Below are 17,736 nucleotides of genomic sequence, written 5' to 3'. Positions count from 1 at the left end.
TAGCCAAGAGGTAACAGTATGTCAGAGCACCCCGTCGATCGCTCAACCTTTGATCAGGTCATGGTTCCCAATTATGCGCCCCAGTCCATGGTGCCAGTGCGAGGGAAGGGGTCACGAGTTTGGGACCAGGAAGGGAAAGAATATCTGGACTTTGCAGGCGGCATCGCCGTCAATGCCCTGGGGCATTGTCACCCGGCACTGATTGATGCCCTGAAAAAGCAAGGTGAAGAACTGTGGCATCTGAGTAATATTTATACCAATGAACCAGCTCTTGAACTGGCTCAACAGTTAATCAACAGCACCTTTGCTGACAAAGTCTTCTTCTGTAATTCCGGCGCAGAAGCCAACGAAGCCGCTTTTAAACTGGCCAGAAAGTACGCCTATGATAACTTTGGTCCGGAAAAGCATGAGATCATCTCCTTCTATCAGTCTTTCCATGGCCGAACGCTCTTTACGGTGACCGTAGGCGGTCAAAAGAAATACTGTGAAGGTTTTGAGCCTGTTCCTGGCGGTGTTCTGCACACGACCTATAACGACCTTGATGCAATGAAAGCACTTATTTCTGACCGCACCTGTGCCGTTGTCGCTGAGCCCATCCAGGGGGAAGGCGGAGTTATTCCTGCCGACCCTGAATTTATGAAAGGCGTCAGAGAACTCTGTGACCAGCATAATGCTCTGCTGGTTTTTGATGAAGTTCAGTCCGGCATGGGCAGAACCGGCAAGCTGTTTGCCTATATGGGTCTTGGTGTAACGCCTGACATTCTTACCAGTGCAAAATCCCTTGGCGGGGGCTTCCCTATTGGTGCCATGCTAACCACTGACAAGGTGGCGGAAAGTTTTGGTTTTGGTACTCACGGCAGCACATACGGGGGTAACCCGCTGGCCTGTGCAGTAGCACTGGAAGTGATCAAAATCATTAATGATCCACAGCTGCTGGATAACGTCAGTAAAAAGCATGACCGCTTCCGGAAACACTTGGAATCCATAAACAGCAAATACGGTATTTTTGCCGACGTCCGTGGTAAAGGCATGCTGATTGGTGCTGAGCTGGTCGAGAAGTATCATGGCAAAGGCAAAGATTTTCTTGCTGCTGCCGCAAATGAAGGGTTGATGATGCTGGTTGCCGGGCCAAATGTCCTTCGCTTTGCACCATCACTCATTATACCTGACGAAGACATTGATGAGGGTATGGCACGCCTGGAGAGAGCGGTTGCTAAAGTAGTTTCCGCCTGAAAGCCCTGAGCACCTCTGCCCTTCAGCAGAGGTGTTTTAGCCATACATATACCCAAAGGATTTCAGGTTGCTACACGTCGGCAAGTAAGTGAAGCCCCGTGAGCTTACAAAGAGTAAGTCATCGAGCCGAGCTGGCGCCCCAGTTAGTGAGTGCAGTCAACAGTGTAGTAGCCTGAAAAGCGATGGGTATAGACCTCAGAATAAATAAAACGAGGCATACCAATATGGTTAAGCCGACAAGTAATATGCTTCCTCAAGAGATTCTCCCCTGGCTGGATTTACTGAATGATCAGCATGATGAAATGCTGGCCAGAACCATTGAACTGGCTGAAATCAACTCTGGTAGCCTGAACCAGAAAGGCGTTAATCAGGTTCTGGAAAAGCTGCAGGAGTTCACCACTCACCTATCAAAAGACTATGAACGTATACCTGTCACCCCGTGGGAGGTCGTAAACGACAGCGGATATATAATTCAACACCCGCTGGGTGATGCCTTAAGAATTCGCAAACGCCCTGAAGCCCCCCTTCAGGTTTTTCTGTGCGGTCATATGGATACCGTTTTCCCGAAAGACAGCCCTTTTCAAAAGGTTCGCTGGCTGGACGATGACACCATCAATGGCCCCGGTGTTACTGACTTAAAAGGCGGTATTCTTGTGATGCTCAAGGCACTGGAAGTGCTTGAGCAAAGCCCATGGGCTGATCAGATCGGTTGGGAGATATTATTTAACCCCGATGAAGAGATTGGCTCACCTGGTTCAGCCCCCTTGATTCAAGAGGCTGCGCAACGGGTCCATCTGGGCATGATATTCGAACCCTGCTTTCCTGATGGCAACCTTGCCGGTCAACGTAAAGGCAGCGGCAACTTTACCGTTGTCAGTCAAGGGAAAGCGGCTCACGCCGGTCGTGAACACCATCTGGGCCGAAACGCCATCCGAGCCCTCTGTGATTTTGTGTCTGCCATGGACGATCTGAATGGTCAGCGGCCAGGCATCACCTTTAACCCCGGCTATATTCATGGTGGTGGCCCGACCAACATTGTCCCCGACCGCTGTATTCACAAGTTCAATATTCGCCTTGAACAACCGGATGATGAACAGTGGTGCCTGCAGAAACTCGGAGAAATCATTGAAGATATAAACAGACGTGATGGCATTCAGCTGGAACTGCACGGCGGATTTACCCGCAAACCCAAAGTGCTTAGCCCTGCCAACGAACAACTGCTCTCCCTGGCCAAAAACATCGGGCATGAGCTGGGCATTCCACTGGACATTAAACCTACTGGAGGTTGTTGTGATGGTAACAACCTTGCTTCTGCAGGTATCCCTAATATCGATACCCTTGGCGTTCAGGGTGGGGCCATTCACAGTGATCAGGAATATTTAAACGTTAAAAGTCTGGTACCGAGAGCACGCCTCAGTGCTGCCCTGTTACTGACATTGGCCTATAACAGCGCAAATGGAGATCGGCTGGATTGGCTAACAGGAGGTGAAAAATGAAACTTACCATTGAGCAGTTACTGGATGCCATGTGGCAGGATTATCTGGCACTGACTCCGGATGCCAAACCTATCCACCAGCTATTTGCCAATCTAAACCAAGGTATGGTGGTCAATGACCATATTGCCCTTCGCACCTTCAATCTCGACAAAGTATCCCTGGATAAAATAGCAAAACCATTTCTTGATGCTGGCTACCAGGCCGTTGATGACTATCACTTCCCAGCTAAAAAGCTATATGCCAAATACTACCAGCATACCAATGACACCCTGCCCAAGGTTTTTATCAGTGAGCTGAAGGTTGAGGAGCTTCCTAAGCACTGTCAGGATATTATCAAAGATTTGGTATCCCAGGTTTCAGAAGACGTGGCAAACCAACAGGGCTTCTGCTATTCCGGTCGCCCCTGGAATATCAGTAAAGAACAGTATCAGAAGCTCGCCAGTGAAAGTGAATATGCCTCCTGGGTCGCAGCCCATGGCTTTCGCCCCAATCACTTTACAGTATCCATCAATCATTTGAGTTCACACCCTGATATTCAAAGTGTCAATCAACTGTTGCAGGACAATGGTTATGTCATGAATACCAGTGGAGGTCTGATTAAAGGGTCACCGGATGTTTTACTGGAACAGTCCTCAACACTGGCCAAAGAGATCGAAGTCAGCTTTACCGATGGTATTTTGAAAATACCCGGTTGCTATTACGAGTTTGCCCTGCGATACCCAATGCCCGGTGGTCAGCTTTACCAGGGGTTTGTGGCAGCGTCTGCGGATAAGATTTTTGAAAGTACCGATATCAGCCCGAAATCCTGAACAGCCCTAGGGGGTGTTACCAACTGGCCATTCAACCAGTTGGTCATACAAGCACTCAGGCAAGGCGAACGGCGCAGGACATGGTGGTTCCCTGTTCAAGGCGTCCAACACGGCATGAGTGGTTGTATGACCAACCCGAAGGGCCTCCCATTATTTGCACCATACAGCGTTGCTCACTGCTCATGTGGAGCAACCACACTACGCAGCTCGCGCCTTGTCTGCCGCAAGTAATGGGTGGCTGGTTGTATGTCCAGTTGGTCCCCCCTAGCAGCTTACTGAATAAGTGGCTTTCAGGAGGTTGAATCCTTATATTTCGTTTACTGAATCTTGAAACAATACCAGTTACACTATGCTGTTTTTTTAGAGAAGACAGTGTAGTTGCTGGCCAGCAGCGTTCAGCCTCCCTCCTTCTATCACCAGATTACCAGCCAGATCAATGATTTAGGCAGCAACCCAATACAGGTAACCCAACTTATGCGAGCCATATCAAAGCCAGAGCTTTTTCTGTTGGTGGCTTTCCTTTTTGTGCTCCCCATGTACGAAGGCCCTAAAAACCTGCTGCTAGTGATTTATATCATTACCTGGTGTGTACAAAGCTGGAGAGCAAAGGATTTTGGCGGCAAGCTTCGCTCCTGGGAATGGGTTCTTGCTCTGTTTCTAGCAACAGGCTTTATCTCAGCCTACACCAATCCATTTGGTTGGGAGAAGCCAATAAGTGGAGCCCTTACGTTCACCAAATTGATTTTGCCGGCAATACTGATTTCAAGAACCTCCATACCAACCCCAAAAGTCACCCTTTTGGGCTCATCAATTATTCTGGGAACCTTAATCGCCGTTCTTGAGTCCTGGTATGTCTGGATTCGTGATGGAGCAGAACACCCTGAACTCAACTCCGTAGGCCACGTAAATCAGTCGGCACTTTACATTGCTATTGCTTTTGGCGTTTCTCTTGCAATATTTATGATGAACAAGGGCTGGAAAAAAGCCCTTCCTCTATTACTGACTCTTTTCTTTGCGGCAGCATTAGTCGTTGCGAAGTCCATGACCGCATTTGGTGTGGCTCTTGTTATGAGTGTTGCAGCTATATGTATACAGCTCAAACCCAATGTGAAAAATACAGCCTCACTGGCACTATCTGTTATTGCAATGGGCACCTTAGTATTTATTGCCAGTGATCATATTTCAGCGTTGAAAAATTTTGAGTCAAAAGCAACATACCACGCTCAAGGTGGTGACACTGGCAGTTCATTCTTAAGCAAAAGAGATGTTATTTTTAACTCCGTAATTTTTGTGCTCCCCGATTTCCCGATGTTTGGTGCTGGCGATCGCCATTTTGATATTGCCACCAGTGAAGAATATATGCAGTCTGTAGCTGCTCAACGGGGAACTCCATACGAAGCTGAGCGCTTTTTCCATACAAACCATGGCCACAATATGGTCTCTTCCGTCCTGCTGAATAGAGGCTATGTTGGATTACTGCTGATTCTAAGCTTTATCTTTATCGCAGCATGGAAACACTTGCAATGGCTTAAGCAATACTACTCTGACCGAAAGCTGGAGCTGGAACCGGTTATCGGAATCATGACAGGTATTTACATCATTGTTGGAGGTATGGGGAACTCAACCCTCTATGTCGAACATGGACAACTGGCTTTCTGTTTGATTGGGCTCTCCCTGGGATACCTTCAGAGAAAATCCGATAGAAAAATCATCGACTCTCAGACCTATAATATTGCTGAGCACTCAATGGAAAAATCCAGCCAAAACTCTGAGGATCATGCTCTCTAGCCGGAATGAACACAATAAGCCAGCAGTGAGTAGTCTACCTTCTGCTGGCATTACATGTTTATTAACCATTATTCTGGCATGAGTGCCGTCATATCTATGAAGACAGCAGGGGCTTGTTTATAAGCTGCTTCATGGTAAAAACAGCAAGGCTTTGCTTATGAAAATTCTTGTGACCAAGTTTCGTAATCTCGGTGATGTTTTACTATCAACACCACTGTTTGCCAGCTTGAAAGCCATCTATCCTGACTCGGAGCTGCATGTTTCCGTTAATGATTTCTGCACTCAGGTAGTAGCCGATAATCCCCATGTGGATAAAGTGATTCCATACTCCCGAGGCAAGAAAAACGAACGAACTTTCTGGCAGCGTATTCGTGCGGAAATAGAATTTTACCTGCAGTTCAAAGGACAGTACGACCTCGTTATTAATCTTACTGAAGGCGATCGTGGCTGTATCATCAGTGCTCTATCAGGAGCATCGCGACGGATGGGCTATATCAAAAAGCCAACATTGATCAATCGGCTTGCTCGTTTTGATACGACGTTCGATAGCCAGAAACGTATCCCTACGGTTCAGAAAGATCTGCAATTTGCTGACGCTATTGATTCGCAGAAAGTAATCAAGAAAGTCACCTTAGGCTGGCGGAAAGATCATGAAGAGATGGTCAACTCACTACTGTCTGAGTTAGGGATAAATGAAGGATTTGTGGTCGTTCACCCGGTATCACGATGGATGTATAAGTGCTGGGACTCGGCCAAAGTTGCTCAATGTATCGACCATATCCAGAAAAAATGGCAAAAACCCGTTCTTTTAACGACCTCTTCCGACTCTAAAGAAGTGGCTATGGCGGAAGAGATCATCAGCTATTGCCAGCAAAAGCCTCTGCAATTACCACAGCCCGTTAATTTGCAGGCCTACGCCTACCTGACATCCAAAGCCTGTATATTTTTTGGTATTGACTCAGCTCCCATGCACATTGCTGCCTCTACAGATACACCAGTAGTTGCACTTTTCGGAGCCAGTGAGCCAAATCTCTGGGGTCCCTGGGATAATAAACAGGGAAATAACTACCAGCTGATGACCGGTGTTCAGCATAATGGCATTCACTGCGTCATATCGAATGACAATATGGAGCTCTACTTTGACGGTGACAGAAAACTATCAAGAGGAATGATGGCCATTTCCCTTCCTCAGGTTCTATCAGAGATTGATAGTGAGCTGGAAAAGCTGTCAAACAGTCATCAGCCAACAGACACTTCAGATACTGTCCAGCTGACTTCTGGTGCAATATAGTAGAGCCAAATTTTTAACTCAGATACTTGATAATGAGCAAACCATCAAATCTTCATTTCATCCTGAATGATACAGGACGCTGGCAGGACATACTGTCCGGCGACTTGCCAACACCCGCAGATATCAAGCACCGGATTATTACCGGAGAAGACATTTGGGTACTACTGACCTACCTGCATTTTCGTCACGCAGGTTATGATGTAACCGTGGGTAGCGAGGCACGTTCAGATAAAATCAATATCATTGATGGTGTTAAATCCCGCCCTAAAAACACCTTTGCTGATTATTTCTATGTAGCCTGCAGAACCGATGCTCACTACCCGGAATTTGGTCACTTTGTATTGCATCAGAACCTGATTCAGACTGGCAAGAGCAACGAAATCTATGTACCTCAATGGCCACAGCCTGGATTGATCCTTCGTGACAGCCAACGTGGCAATGACGTCAAAACTGTGGCATTTTTTGGTCAACCCAAGCGAAATCTGGCGGAAGCATTTCAATCGGAAGCTTTTTTGTCTGAACTGAACAAACGCAATATCGAGTTCATTATTAAAGGAAAGAGCAGCAATAGCGTTGAGTGGCATGATTACTCTAACGTCGATATTGTGATCGCTGTGCGGGATGTACCGGTAGAACTGCTCAAAATCAAACCCGTCAATAAAGCCACCAATGCCTGGCTTGCTGGAGCGTTGTGCATAACAGGTGATGAGCCAGCCATAACCGCAGCATTTAACAGCAATGAAGCGGTTTTACATGCCACAACAGTCGATGGCGTGCTGTCAATCATTGACCGTTTACAGAGACAGCCTGAACTTTTTTCAGAACTTCTAACAGAAGGACAGAAACTTGCCCAGGACTACAGTGAACCTTCTGTTCTTTCTTACTGGATTAGAATGGAGGAGTTTGTAACACCAGAGTTTGAGCAATGGCGTAAAACAGGAAAGGCTGAAAGACTGGTTAACTACTCACGGCGACGAATACTGAATCGAATCAGTAAATCCCAACACAAATGGGCGATCTCCCGGCATATATAACTTATGCCGGGTCCACTATCCAAATACTGGAAAATCTAGCCTGAAAATACCGTTTCCATATCACGCACCATTTTATCTTTAGTGCAGTTGGCCAAAGCATATTCCAAGCTGTAGCCTGCAAACTGCTCTCTCTTTTCAGAGTCACTCACCAATATTTCAAGCGCTTCCCTAACAGTGTCAACATCTCTGGTCTTAACCTGTAAGCCATTCTTCCCGGGATGAAGAACCTCAAGAATGCTGCCAACATCAGTGGATATGATGGGGAGCTTGCACAGCATAGCCTGCATGATTCCCTGAGGCACCCCTTCATTCCCATAAGAAGGAAGACAGAAAATATCCATCGACTGTAGCCAGGGCACTACATTATCCTGGTTACCAGGCATGGTTACCTTATCGGAAATACCAAGTTCTGCAACCTGCTGTTGAACATTGTCAAACTGTGGGCCGTCACCAACAATCAACAGATGTATGTCGCCTCTGGATAACTGTGCAAAAGCATTAATCAGGTATTCATGCCCTTTCCAGGACCTCAGTGTTGCAAGAATACCGATTATGGTTTTATCCACAGGTAAGCCCAGTGCCTCGCGAATTTCATTTTTATTATCAGCCGGTACAAAGCGTGATTGATCGATACCGGTAGGAATCGATTTCATCTTTTCCAGCGGAATACCATTATGACTGTGCAACGTCTGGCGCAGCTGCTCTCCTGTAGTGACAATAAAGTCATTCCCTTTATTGTATAGCCACAATGTACTTCGGTTGTTGTGTACTGCTGTCGATAAATGGCGGGTTCGTACAATTCTTGGTCGATGTTTTTTCCAGGCCAGACAGAGTGAGACCAGCCAGCTATCGGTAGAACTGTGGGTATTAATAACGTCAAAGTTATTCGCTGACAGGTACTGATGCATCGCCCATAAAGAAGATAGCTTCTTTTTCTGAATAGGAAGAGCTACCGCCGGGATACCTCTTTTCAGTGCAGCCTCATAAATTTTTGAATGCTCAGGACAAGCGATGGTCACGTGATGGCCACGCTCAATCATCCCTTCAGACTCAGTCAGGGTTCTGATTTCCTGACCACCCCATCCACAGGATGACTCTGTATGTAAAATGTTCATGCTTTTTCTCAAGTATTCAGTATCTGGCTATACAGAGACAACAGCTGGTTTGTAAGCCGCTCTGAAGTGAATGGTTTAATGGTTTCCCGAGCCATCATGCCCAGGCTCTCGGCATGGCCTTTATCAGAAAAGGCGTTAATGGCAGAGGATAAAGCGGGGATATCCAGTGCATCACAGCAGTAACCATTCTGTCCTTCCTCAATAATCTCTGCCCCACCGCAGCTGGTACTGGTGATCACTCCAAGCCCTGATGCCATCGCCTCCAGAATAACGTTCGGAAAAGGATCATAGATTGTTGGCAGAATAAAGCCGTCAGCAGCACCATAAAAGCGACTGCTGTCACGTTGCATACCCATAAAATGAACACGGTCAGCACACCCGAGATCACGGGCCTTCTGCTGATATTTTCCTTCCTGTTTATCCTGGCCAACAACAATCAGGTGCGCGTTTGTTGCAGCAACGGCCTCGAGTGAAGCTGCCAGTCCTTTCCGTTCAAACCCAGACCCCACAAACAGCATCACTGTTGCGCCAGCGCCAATGCCCAGTTCTTCCCGAACTTTCAAACCTTCAGCCTGTTTCAGAGTCGGATTAAATTTTTCCTGATTAACACTGTTGTAGATGACGTGAACGGACTCTGGATCGATGGCAAACTCCCGGCACACTTCCTCTTTCACCATATGGGAGTTACAAATCACCGCTTTCAACTGTGGATGCTCAAACATCTGCTTCTCCGCATCCATCACATAACGGTGAAAGCGATCGCTTTTCATTCGCTTCGACTGAGCGTCAGAAATGATTCTTGAGCGATGCTCAAGCCAGCATTTATGAACACCATCCCCGGCACGATAAATGGTGCAACCAGGGATGCGCTCATGGCTCTGTACAAGATCAAAACTGGAGAAGTGCTTTTGTGCTGCCCTGGCAAAACCCCGTTCACGGCTGACTCTTCCCCATTTAAACGGGTCGCAAACCTCAACATGAAAAGAAGGGTTCTCTGCCCCCTGCCACTGTCGGGTTAATACGGTAATATCCAGTTGCTGATCTTCTTTTTGTTGAGAGAGCGCAGACAAGGCAGATGCCACAAAACGTTCAGCACCGCCATCGGGTCGATATTTCTGTCTGACAATCGCTAGCTTGATCATAAACTCAGGTGTCCCATCATTAACCGATCTGCTTACGGGTCTTACCCATAGCCCACAGTGCGGCATATTTATTGAAGGTATACTGGGTAACCACCAGTGAAAGGAGTAGCCCATGGCCACCATCAAGGAAGCCTTTTCTCAGTAAAAAGGTTTTAATAAAAGCACCAAGTGCATGGCCAAAAGCAGATCCCAGACCGACTTTCTTACCTTTCAAGAAACGCTCTTCAGCCCAGCTTCGAGCATAAGCCAGTTGCTTCTGCTGAAACTGCATGTAGTCATCACAGGTGCGGTGCAGAAGGTCACCATTTAGATTGATCACCTCGGCTCCGGCAGTATCAACGGATTCGTGCACTAGATTGCTGTTATAGGTTCTTTCGTTATTGAGATAAAGACGCAGGACGCGATCCGGATACCAGCCACAATGCATCATATAACGACCCAGAAACCAGTTACGGCGGGCACAGGAATAGACTTTATTAGCTTGAAGCGGTTTGGACAGCACATCCGAGAGACTCAGCTTGAGTTCATCGGTTACCTGCTCATCCGTATCAAGCATGAACACATAGTCAGATGTTGCATACTGCTGGGCAATCTGACGCTGCCTGCCATATCCCTGCCAGTCAGTGTGCTGATATACCTTTGCGCCACAACGAGTGGCGATCTCAACCGTGTCATCGGTACTGCCAGCATCCAGAAGGATGATTTCATCGGCCCATTGCACGGAATTCAGGCTACTCTCCAGAGTAGCACTGTTGTTTTTGGCAATCAGGACAACAGAAAGGGTATTCGACTGAGACATGAGTGGCCCGGTTCGCTTTGTCAGAAGCTGTCTCGAAGATCCAGCCAGCAAAATAGACGAATCATATCGGCTTTGTGGAACCCAGTAAACGAGACGCTTTCTCAGCCTGACATTTCCGCCCAATCCGCTTTCAGTTAGAATAATCCCACTTAATTTTCCATGGTAACCATTCGGTATGAAAGTCACGGTTTTCGGTATCGGCTATGTCGGTCTGGTACAGGCTGCGGTTCTGGCAGAAGTGGGTCATGATGTTGTCTGTGTCGACATTGATCAAAACAAGGTTGATAACCTGAAGCGCGGCATCATTCCTATCTACGAGCCGGGGCTCGAGCCTATTGTAAAGGAGAACAGTCAGGCTGGACGGCTGCACTTCACTACGGATGCTGCTGAAGGTATAGCCCATGGCACATTACAGTTTATTGCGGTGGGAACCCCACCGGATGAAGATGGTTCTGCCGATTTGCAATATGTCCTCGCCGTGGCCAGTACCATTGCCGAGCACATGAATGACCGGAAAATCATTGTTAACAAGTCCACTGTCCCTGTCGGCACCGCAGATAAAGTGGCTACAAAGGTGACAGAGGTCCTGCAGAAACGAGGCGTTCAACTTGAGTTTTCGGTTGCGTCCAACCCTGAGTTCCTCAAAGAAGGGGCTGCCGTTAATGACTGCATGAGACCGGATCGAATCGTTGTCGGTACCGACAGAGACTATGTTGTTGATACCATGAAAGAGCTTTATGCCCCTTTCAATCGCAACCATGACCGTATGATTTTTATGGATGTTCGCAGTGCTGAACTGACCAAGTATGCAGCAAACTGCATGCTGGCTACCAAAATCAGCTTTATGAACGAGATGGCAGGCCTCGCCGAGAGACTGGGTGCCGACATTGAGATGGTTCGTCAGGGAATCGGTTCTGACCCCCGTATTGGCTTCCACTTTATCTACCCGGGCTGTGGCTACGGTGGCTCCTGCTTTCCGAAAGACGTTCAGGCCCTGAAAAGAACTGCAGAAGAAATTGATTTTGAACCGCTGATTCTGAGAGCAGTAGAAGAGCGAAACGCCCAGCAGAAAAATGTTCTGTTCACCAAGCTGAGTACTCACTTTAACGGTCAGCTCAAGGGTAAAACCATCGCGCTCTGGGGTTTGGCATTCAAACCCAATACGGACGATATGCGCGACGCTCCGAGCCGTGTACTGATGGAAGCGCTCTGGGAAGCCGGGGCAACTGTGCAGGCGTATGATCCAGAGGCTATGGAAGAAGCGCAACGCATTTATGGTCTTCGGGATGATCTGACACTGTCTGGCACACCACAAGCGGCAATAAAAAGCGCTGATGCCCTGGTTATCTGCACAGAGTGGCGCCAGTTCCGTGCTCCCGACTTTGACCAGATAACAGCGTTATTAAAAGAGCCTGTGATTTTTGATGGCCGTAACATGTACGAACCAGAGCGAATGAAACAGAAAGGCTTCACTTACTACGCTATTGGCCGCTAATGCGGGGCTTCTACTCAGTAAAGTGTCTTTTTTAAATAACTTTTGTAATCACAACACCCTCAGGACAAAAATGCCAGACAGCAGAGAAAAAACGTCATGGCCTTTGCGTCCTTTGTGGTTCCACAACAGGTAAACCACGATGAAATATCTGGTCACCGGGGCCGCAGGCTTTATTGGCTTCTTTACCACCAAGCGTCTCTGTGAAATGGGGCACGAAGTCGTTGGCATCGATAATCTCAATGACTATTACGATGTCAGCCTGAAGCATGCCCGGCTCAATGAACTCGCACCTCTGAAAAACTTCCGCTTTGTTGAGCTTGATCTTGCTGATCGTGAGGGTATTGCAGCACTGTTCAAGCAAGAGAAGTTCAATCGGGTTATTCATCTGGCCGCTCAGGCAGGTGTCCGTTACTCCATCGAAAATCCAATGGCCTATATCGACAGCAACCTTGTCGGCCATGCCACCATTCTTGAAGGTTGCCGCAATAATGACGTAGAACACCTTGTCTACGCCTCATCCAGTTCTGTTTATGGCATGAATACCAAAATGCCATTCTCAACCACTGATGCGGTTGACCACCCGGTTTCACTCTACGCTGCGACCAAAAAATCCAATGAGTTGATGTCCCACACCTACTCGCACCTCTATGGTATACCGACCACTGGCCTGAGGTTTTTCACAGTGTATGGACCCTGGGGACGCCCAGACATGGCTTACTTCAAGTTCACCCAGATGGTCAACCGTGGAGAAGCAATCCCCGTCTTTAATGAGGGTAAACTGAAAAGAGACTTCACCTACATTGATGATATCGTGGAAGGTATTGTACGAATTCAGGATGTGATTCCGACAAAGTCAGATCATTTTGACAACACTGACCCAAGCCGAAGCTCAGCACCTTACCGGGTTTATAATATCGGTAATAACCAGCCAGTTGAGCTGATGACCTTTATCACTGCTCTGGAAAATGCGATTGGCAAACAGGCTGAGAAGCAATACCTGCCAATGCAGCCCGGGGATGTCTATGCAACTTATGCCGACGTGAGTGATTTAATGGAAACGGTCGATTTTAAACCATCGACGTCTATTGAAGAAGGGTTACAAAAGTTTGCTCAGTGGTACATGAGCTGGCAAAAATAAAACTCCTGATATAATAAAAACTGCTTATGCCAATCGTGCTTTCTAACTACCGTAATGAGCATGGAGATATGGACGTCAGAACAAGGCAGAATGACGAGTAATAGCAGGGCTACTTGTGCCCTCGGGTATTGCGAGGAATTCTAACGCTGGTCTGATGTTCATATCTCCAGCGCAATAGCATAGTTAGAAAGTTCGATTGGTATTATTACAAAACAGAAGAAGATGTGGAGAAAAGGCTCATGTAAATCATCTGCACCTTCCTTCTTTTCTGTAAACAGCTTAACAAGCTACTGGCAAAAGTCTCTCTATTTAATATCACATCATGCTGCTGTTGCAGCATCAGTTCTGTCATTGGCTTCTCTCAAACGCACTGCTGCCCGATCAATCTCATTGATGTCCTTATCCCTGTGGCGCTCATGCTCATCCAGGGCTCGTCGGTAGCCAGCTTCAATCTGTTCAGAAGTCAGCTCCCCCTCCGCCGGTAGACCAAGCAAATCCCGGTCTACTCTCTCCTGCTCCTGAGCTCTCTGAACAAGCTTCAGCTGCAACTCCCGCTTATTCGTCTCCTTCAAATCTCTTTGTGTTATAAATCGATATAATTGTTCCTGGGCATGCTTAATAAGACTCACCTCACGATCAAATCTCTCTTTTGTCAGCAGCCCTTCATACCAATCGGCTTTTTTTACATTACAGTAAGCTTCAGCCGCCTCATAAATATCGTCCTTTGTAACAACCTCTTTATCCTGATGGATGTCCAGTAGCTGAAATGCTGCGTTGATATTCTCGGGAGGAGGTATGGGAAAATAGTTTGAAGACTTTGTGTTACCAACCAGCCTGTCTTTGATAGGGCGATTAAAATTGTCTTTATGGTAAAGGCGCCCCTCATTCATTTCATGATTGGAGAGAAATAAAAAGTCCAGAGCTACTTTGGCACACCCCAAGACTCTCAAACCAAAAGCGATTCCCGCAGCCACAGCACCTGTAGCCAGTATACTGTAAGGAGACAGAGTAATTAACGAAGAGAAAAAGCCGAGAAGGGTGCCGACAACTCCACCAACCACCATTCGACTACCAAAATAGGTCAATTTGTTTTCTTCACAGCGCTCCCCCTGAAACGGAAGATACCTCAGCCACCGAAAGCTCAGAAAGTCCCCAAGGACAGGCAGCTTCTCTATCGGGATCCTGTCCAACAGCACAGGTAGGCGATCGGTTGGGAATTGATCACTTGAATAGTATCGCAGTACAGCTTCCCCTATAGCTTCACAGGCCATAATAATGATACCGGTCAACGCAGATTTAAGAATGATCGGTAATGCCATCATACCAACCATAAAAGTAGCTCCAGCCATGGCCCAGATAGCCAGATAACCAGCCCAGTTAAATGCATCCAGAACATGCCATAGCGTAGTCTCTACTGCGCAGACAACCCTGTTGAAAAGCGACTTACAACGCTCCGTAAAGGAGAAAGGGTCTTTTTTGATATAAGTCACATCAGGCTCGCGAAGTTCAACATCGCTACTACCAATTGCAGCCTGTACAGAAGAAGAATCACTCAACACGGGAAACTGTGGAGCAACGGGCAAAAGAACAGGTGACTGACTCATAGGTATTTTTTAGAAACTGTTTTCGCTACTTCCTTAACCAAGTGCATGAAGCGGTATAATCTCTTAAGCTAGTAAAGCTAAACTATAGATACACTTTTTCTGTTTGCATGGTCTTTCAATCAATAAAAATTGAGGTAACATTCCCAAGTCTCTTTGCGTCGCGATAACTAACTGATTATTAAAACAAAGGCAGAGTCTGACTATGATTGTTATTCGCCCCATACATGAGCAGGATCGAGAGGCTCTCTGGCAAATCGCCAACCAGACTGGCGCCGGGTTTACCTCCCTGCAGCCTAACCGCCCCATGGTTGATAATAAACTGGCATGGGCACTCACCTCCTTTAAGGAGGCTTCCCGGGAAACATCGTGTAAAAAAAGTGCTTTCGAAGCAGAACAGAAAAATGATCTCTATCTGTTTGTGATGGAAGATACCGAAACCGGTCAGGTTGTAGGTACAGCGGGTATAGAATCCGCCGTCGGGCTTGATGCTCCGTGGTATAACTATAAGGTGAGCAAACAGGTTCATGCCTCACAGCAACTGAATGTCTACACCATGGTAGACACCCTGATGCTCTGTAGCGACCACACAGGCTTTTCAGAATTATGTACCCTCTTTTTACACCCAGATTACCGTCACTCAAAAAACGGCGCCTTTCTTTCCAAGAGTCGCATGCTGTTTATGTCGGCATTTCCAGAACTGTTTGCTGAAGATCTTTTTGCAGAAATGCGTGGCTACTGTGATGATCAGGAAGTTTCTCCTTTCTGGGAATCCTTGGGTCGACACTTTTTTGCCGTTGATTTTGCAGAAGCAGACCGGCAGTCCACCGTCGATAAAGCCTTTATTGCCGAACTGATGCCACGTCACCCTATCTACACGAATTTGTTACCAGATAATGCCAGGGAGGTCATTGGTATTACCCATGAAAGTACGACACCTGCCCGTCACCTGCTGGAATCAGAGGGGTTCCATTACACCGGTTATGTAGACATTTTTGATGCTGGGCCGCTGCTGGAAGCCAGAGTCAAAGATGTACGCTCAGTGAGGGACTCCAGACAGTACAAAGTTAAAATTGTTGACAGCAATACAACGGATGAACGCCGTTGGTTGATGGCCAATAATGAGTTAACCAATTTTCGTTGCATCATGGGCAATCTCTCATACGAAGGGCTTGAGTTCGTCAAAATCACGAAAGAGCAGGCTTCAGCTCTTTATATTGAAGAAGGTCAGTTACTGCGGGTAGTACCTTTATCCAGTTAGCCCAGAGCAAACGCGTAATAGCCAACGAATAAGAGGATGAAAACCATGTCAGAAACAAAAGAACAACAATGCCTCTTCATCAATGGAGAGTGGCTTAAAGCTAATGGTAAGTCCTTTTCATCCGAAAATCCGGGTACAGGCAATGTGCTCTGGCAAGGCGCCAGTGCAACAACAGAACAAGTAGATCAGGCGATAAGTGCCGCTCGGGAAGCCAGTCATAACTGGGCATTTCGCCCTTTTTCAGAACGAGAATCCATAGTAAAGGCTTTTGCCAATGAACTTGAGCAGAATAAAAATGCTCTGGCGGGAATCATTGCCAGAGAAACTGGCAAACCTCTCTGGGAAGCAAAAACCGAAGCTGCCGCTATGGCTGGTAAAATCGCGATATCAATAAAAGCCTACCATGAGCGTACCGGCACTGTTGAAAACGCGATGCCTGTGGGAAAAGCTGTTATACGTCATAAACCACACGGAGTTGTCGCCGTGTTTGGCCCCTACAACTTTCCAGGCCACCTTCCCAATGGGCATATCGTTCCAGCACTTCTGGCGGGGAACACGGTGGTTTTCAAACCCAGCGAGTTAACACCCGCCGTTGCTGAATACACGGTACAACTGTGGCAAAAAGCAGGGCTTCCTGAAGGGGCTCTTAACCTGATTCAGGGAGAGAAAGAAACCGGTATCGCACTGGCTGGGCACCCTGGCCTTGACGGCCTGTTTTTCACCGGAAGCTCAAATACTGGAAAGATGATCCACCAGCAATACGGTGGCCAGCCCGGAAAAATTCTTGCCCTGGAAATGGGTGGTAACAATCCGCTGATTGTCACAGAGATGGCAGATACCAAGGCTGCAGTACACGACACTATCCATTCAGCATTTATTACAGCTGGTCAGCGCTGTACCTGTGCCCGCCGCCTTTTTGTTCCTGCTACTTCCTGGGGTGATCAGTTTGTTGATGCACTCACGGCAGCTACGGCCAAAATCAAAGTAGGCCAATGGGATGATCACGAAACGCCGTTTATGGGAGCCCTGATCTCTGAAACAGCTGCTAAACAGATACTGGCAGCCCAGGAAACGCTGCAAAACCTGGGCGGTAAAAGCCTGCTTTTATCAACACACCTTCAACTCGGAACAGGACTGGTATCTCCGGGTATTATTGATGTGACTGATATCAAAGACCGCCCTGATGAAGAGTACTTTGGCCCACTCCTACAAATTATTCGCTACGATAGTTTTGAAGATGCCGTTGCAGAGGCCAATAACACACGCTTTGGTCTCTCTGCCGGATTGTTCAGTGAAACGCCAGAGCAGTACCAGTACTTTTTGCAGAGAATACGCGCGGGCATCGTTAACTGGAACCGCCCAATTACGGGTGCCAGCAGTGCCGCTCCATTTGGTGGCCCCGGTGACAGCGGAAACCACCGCCCCAGTGCCTACTTTGCTGCAGACTACTGCGCCTACCCGGTGGCCAGCGTAGAGTCGGAGTCACTGTGTATGCCAAAAGACCTCGCTCCCGGGCTCGATTTATAAAAAGCCC

At 47.4% G+C, this 17,736-nt stretch carries 15 protein-coding genes; 10 read left to right on the top strand and 5 right to left on the bottom strand.

The annotated features are described in order from the left end of the window. Positions 1–18: 18 nt before the first annotated feature. The 3 genes from AK963_RS03345 to AK963_RS03335 all read left to right on the top strand — a co-directional run bounded on the left by AK963_RS03345 (position 19) and on the right by AK963_RS03335 (position 3,538). A complete protein-coding gene (locus AK963_RS03345; protein WP_066014059.1) occupies positions 19–1,233 on the top strand; it encodes an aspartate aminotransferase family protein in 1,215 nt (404 codons plus the stop codon). A gap of 224 nt (positions 1,234–1,457) precedes the next feature. Beyond that, positions 1,458–2,729 carry a hydrolase gene (locus AK963_RS03340; protein WP_083232423.1) on the top strand — a complete coding sequence of 424 codons (1,272 nt, stop codon included), beginning with the start codon at positions 1,458–1,460 and terminating at the stop codon, positions 2,727–2,729. After that, complete coding sequence (locus AK963_RS03335) at positions 2,726–3,538, top strand: DUF1338 domain-containing protein (protein WP_066014058.1); 813 nt, start codon at positions 2,726–2,728, stop codon at positions 3,536–3,538. The genes AK963_RS03340 and AK963_RS03335 overlap by 4 nt, the downstream gene beginning before the upstream one ends. Positions 3,539–3,593: 55 nt before the next feature. Here AK963_RS03335 and AK963_RS36545 read toward each other — a convergent pair whose 3' ends face one another. Beyond that, entirely contained in the window at positions 3,594–3,722 is a 129-nt protein-coding gene (locus AK963_RS36545; protein WP_274520493.1) for a hypothetical protein, read from the bottom strand. Positions 3,723–4,012: 290 nt separating this feature from the next. Between AK963_RS36545 and AK963_RS03330 the strand changes: the two genes are divergently transcribed. From AK963_RS03330 to AK963_RS03320, 3 genes are all read left to right on the top strand, one after another. Further along, positions 4,013–5,326 (top strand): O-antigen ligase family protein, encoded by a 1,314-nt coding sequence (locus AK963_RS03330; protein WP_139117223.1) that lies wholly within the window; start codon positions 4,013–4,015, stop codon positions 5,324–5,326. 157 nt (positions 5,327–5,483) lie between these two features. Beyond that, positions 5,484–6,617 carry a putative lipopolysaccharide heptosyltransferase III gene (gene rfaQ / locus AK963_RS03325; protein WP_066014056.1) on the top strand — a complete coding sequence of 378 codons (1,134 nt, stop codon included), beginning with the start codon at positions 5,484–5,486 and terminating at the stop codon, positions 6,615–6,617. A gap of 32 nt (positions 6,618–6,649) precedes the next feature. After that, positions 6,650–7,651: a hypothetical protein gene (locus AK963_RS03320; RefSeq protein ID WP_066014055.1), complete on the top strand. Its 1,002-nt coding sequence runs from the start codon at positions 6,650–6,652 to the stop codon at positions 7,649–7,651. Positions 7,652–7,686: 35 nt separating this feature from the next. Here AK963_RS03320 and AK963_RS03315 read toward each other — a convergent pair whose 3' ends face one another. The 3 genes from AK963_RS03315 to AK963_RS03305 are packed head-to-tail and all read right to left on the bottom strand — an operon-like array spanning position 7,687 to position 10,707. Continuing rightward, entirely contained in the window at positions 7,687–8,766 is a 1,080-nt protein-coding gene (locus AK963_RS03315; RefSeq protein ID WP_066014054.1) for a glycosyltransferase family 4 protein, read from the bottom strand. A gap of 8 nt (positions 8,767–8,774) precedes the next feature. Then, entirely contained in the window at positions 8,775–9,908 is a 1,134-nt protein-coding gene (locus tag AK963_RS03310; protein ID WP_066014053.1) for a glycosyltransferase family 4 protein, read from the bottom strand. A gap of 19 nt (positions 9,909–9,927) precedes the next feature. Continuing rightward, positions 9,928–10,707, bottom strand: coding sequence for a glycosyltransferase family 2 protein (locus AK963_RS03305; protein ID WP_066014074.1), 780 nt, complete (start codon positions 10,705–10,707; stop codon positions 9,928–9,930). Positions 10,708–10,882: 175 nt separating this feature from the next. Here AK963_RS03305 and AK963_RS03300 point away from each other — a divergent pair, with 175 nt between their 5' ends. Both AK963_RS03300 and AK963_RS03295 read left to right on the top strand, forming a co-directional pair. Next, positions 10,883–12,202 (top strand): UDP-glucose dehydrogenase family protein, encoded by a 1,320-nt coding sequence (locus tag AK963_RS03300; RefSeq protein WP_066014052.1) that lies wholly within the window; start codon positions 10,883–10,885, stop codon positions 12,200–12,202. Between the two features lie 139 nt (positions 12,203–12,341). Continuing rightward, entirely contained in the window at positions 12,342–13,340 is a 999-nt protein-coding gene (locus tag AK963_RS03295; protein WP_066014051.1) for an NAD-dependent epimerase, read from the top strand. Between the two features lie 320 nt (positions 13,341–13,660). Here the strand turns inward: AK963_RS03295 and AK963_RS03290 are convergent, their stop codons facing one another. Further along, positions 13,661–14,944 carry a hypothetical protein gene (locus AK963_RS03290; protein ID WP_066014050.1) on the bottom strand — a complete coding sequence of 428 codons (1,284 nt, stop codon included), beginning with the start codon at positions 14,942–14,944 and terminating at the stop codon, positions 13,661–13,663. 202 nt (positions 14,945–15,146) lie between these two features. Here AK963_RS03290 and astA point away from each other — a divergent pair, with 202 nt between their 5' ends. Together astA and astD are read left to right on the top strand one after the other, a co-directional pair. Beyond that, positions 15,147–16,202, top strand: a complete 1,056-nt coding sequence (astA, locus tag AK963_RS03285; RefSeq protein ID WP_066014049.1) for an arginine N-succinyltransferase — start codon at positions 15,147–15,149, stop codon at positions 16,200–16,202. Positions 16,203–16,247: 45 nt separating this feature from the next. Continuing rightward, positions 16,248–17,729 carry a succinylglutamate-semialdehyde dehydrogenase gene (gene astD / locus AK963_RS03280; RefSeq protein WP_066014073.1) on the top strand — a complete coding sequence of 494 codons (1,482 nt, stop codon included), beginning with the start codon at positions 16,248–16,250 and terminating at the stop codon, positions 17,727–17,729. Positions 17,730–17,736 lie beyond the last annotated feature (7 nt).

Origin of the sequence: Endozoicomonas atrinae (assembly GCF_001647025.1) — a bacterium.
GTDB lineage: Bacteria > Pseudomonadota > Gammaproteobacteria > Pseudomonadales > Endozoicomonadaceae > Endozoicomonas > Endozoicomonas atrinae.
Note: the sequence above shows the minus strand (reverse complement) of the source record. Positions and strands in the feature narration are given on the sequence as shown.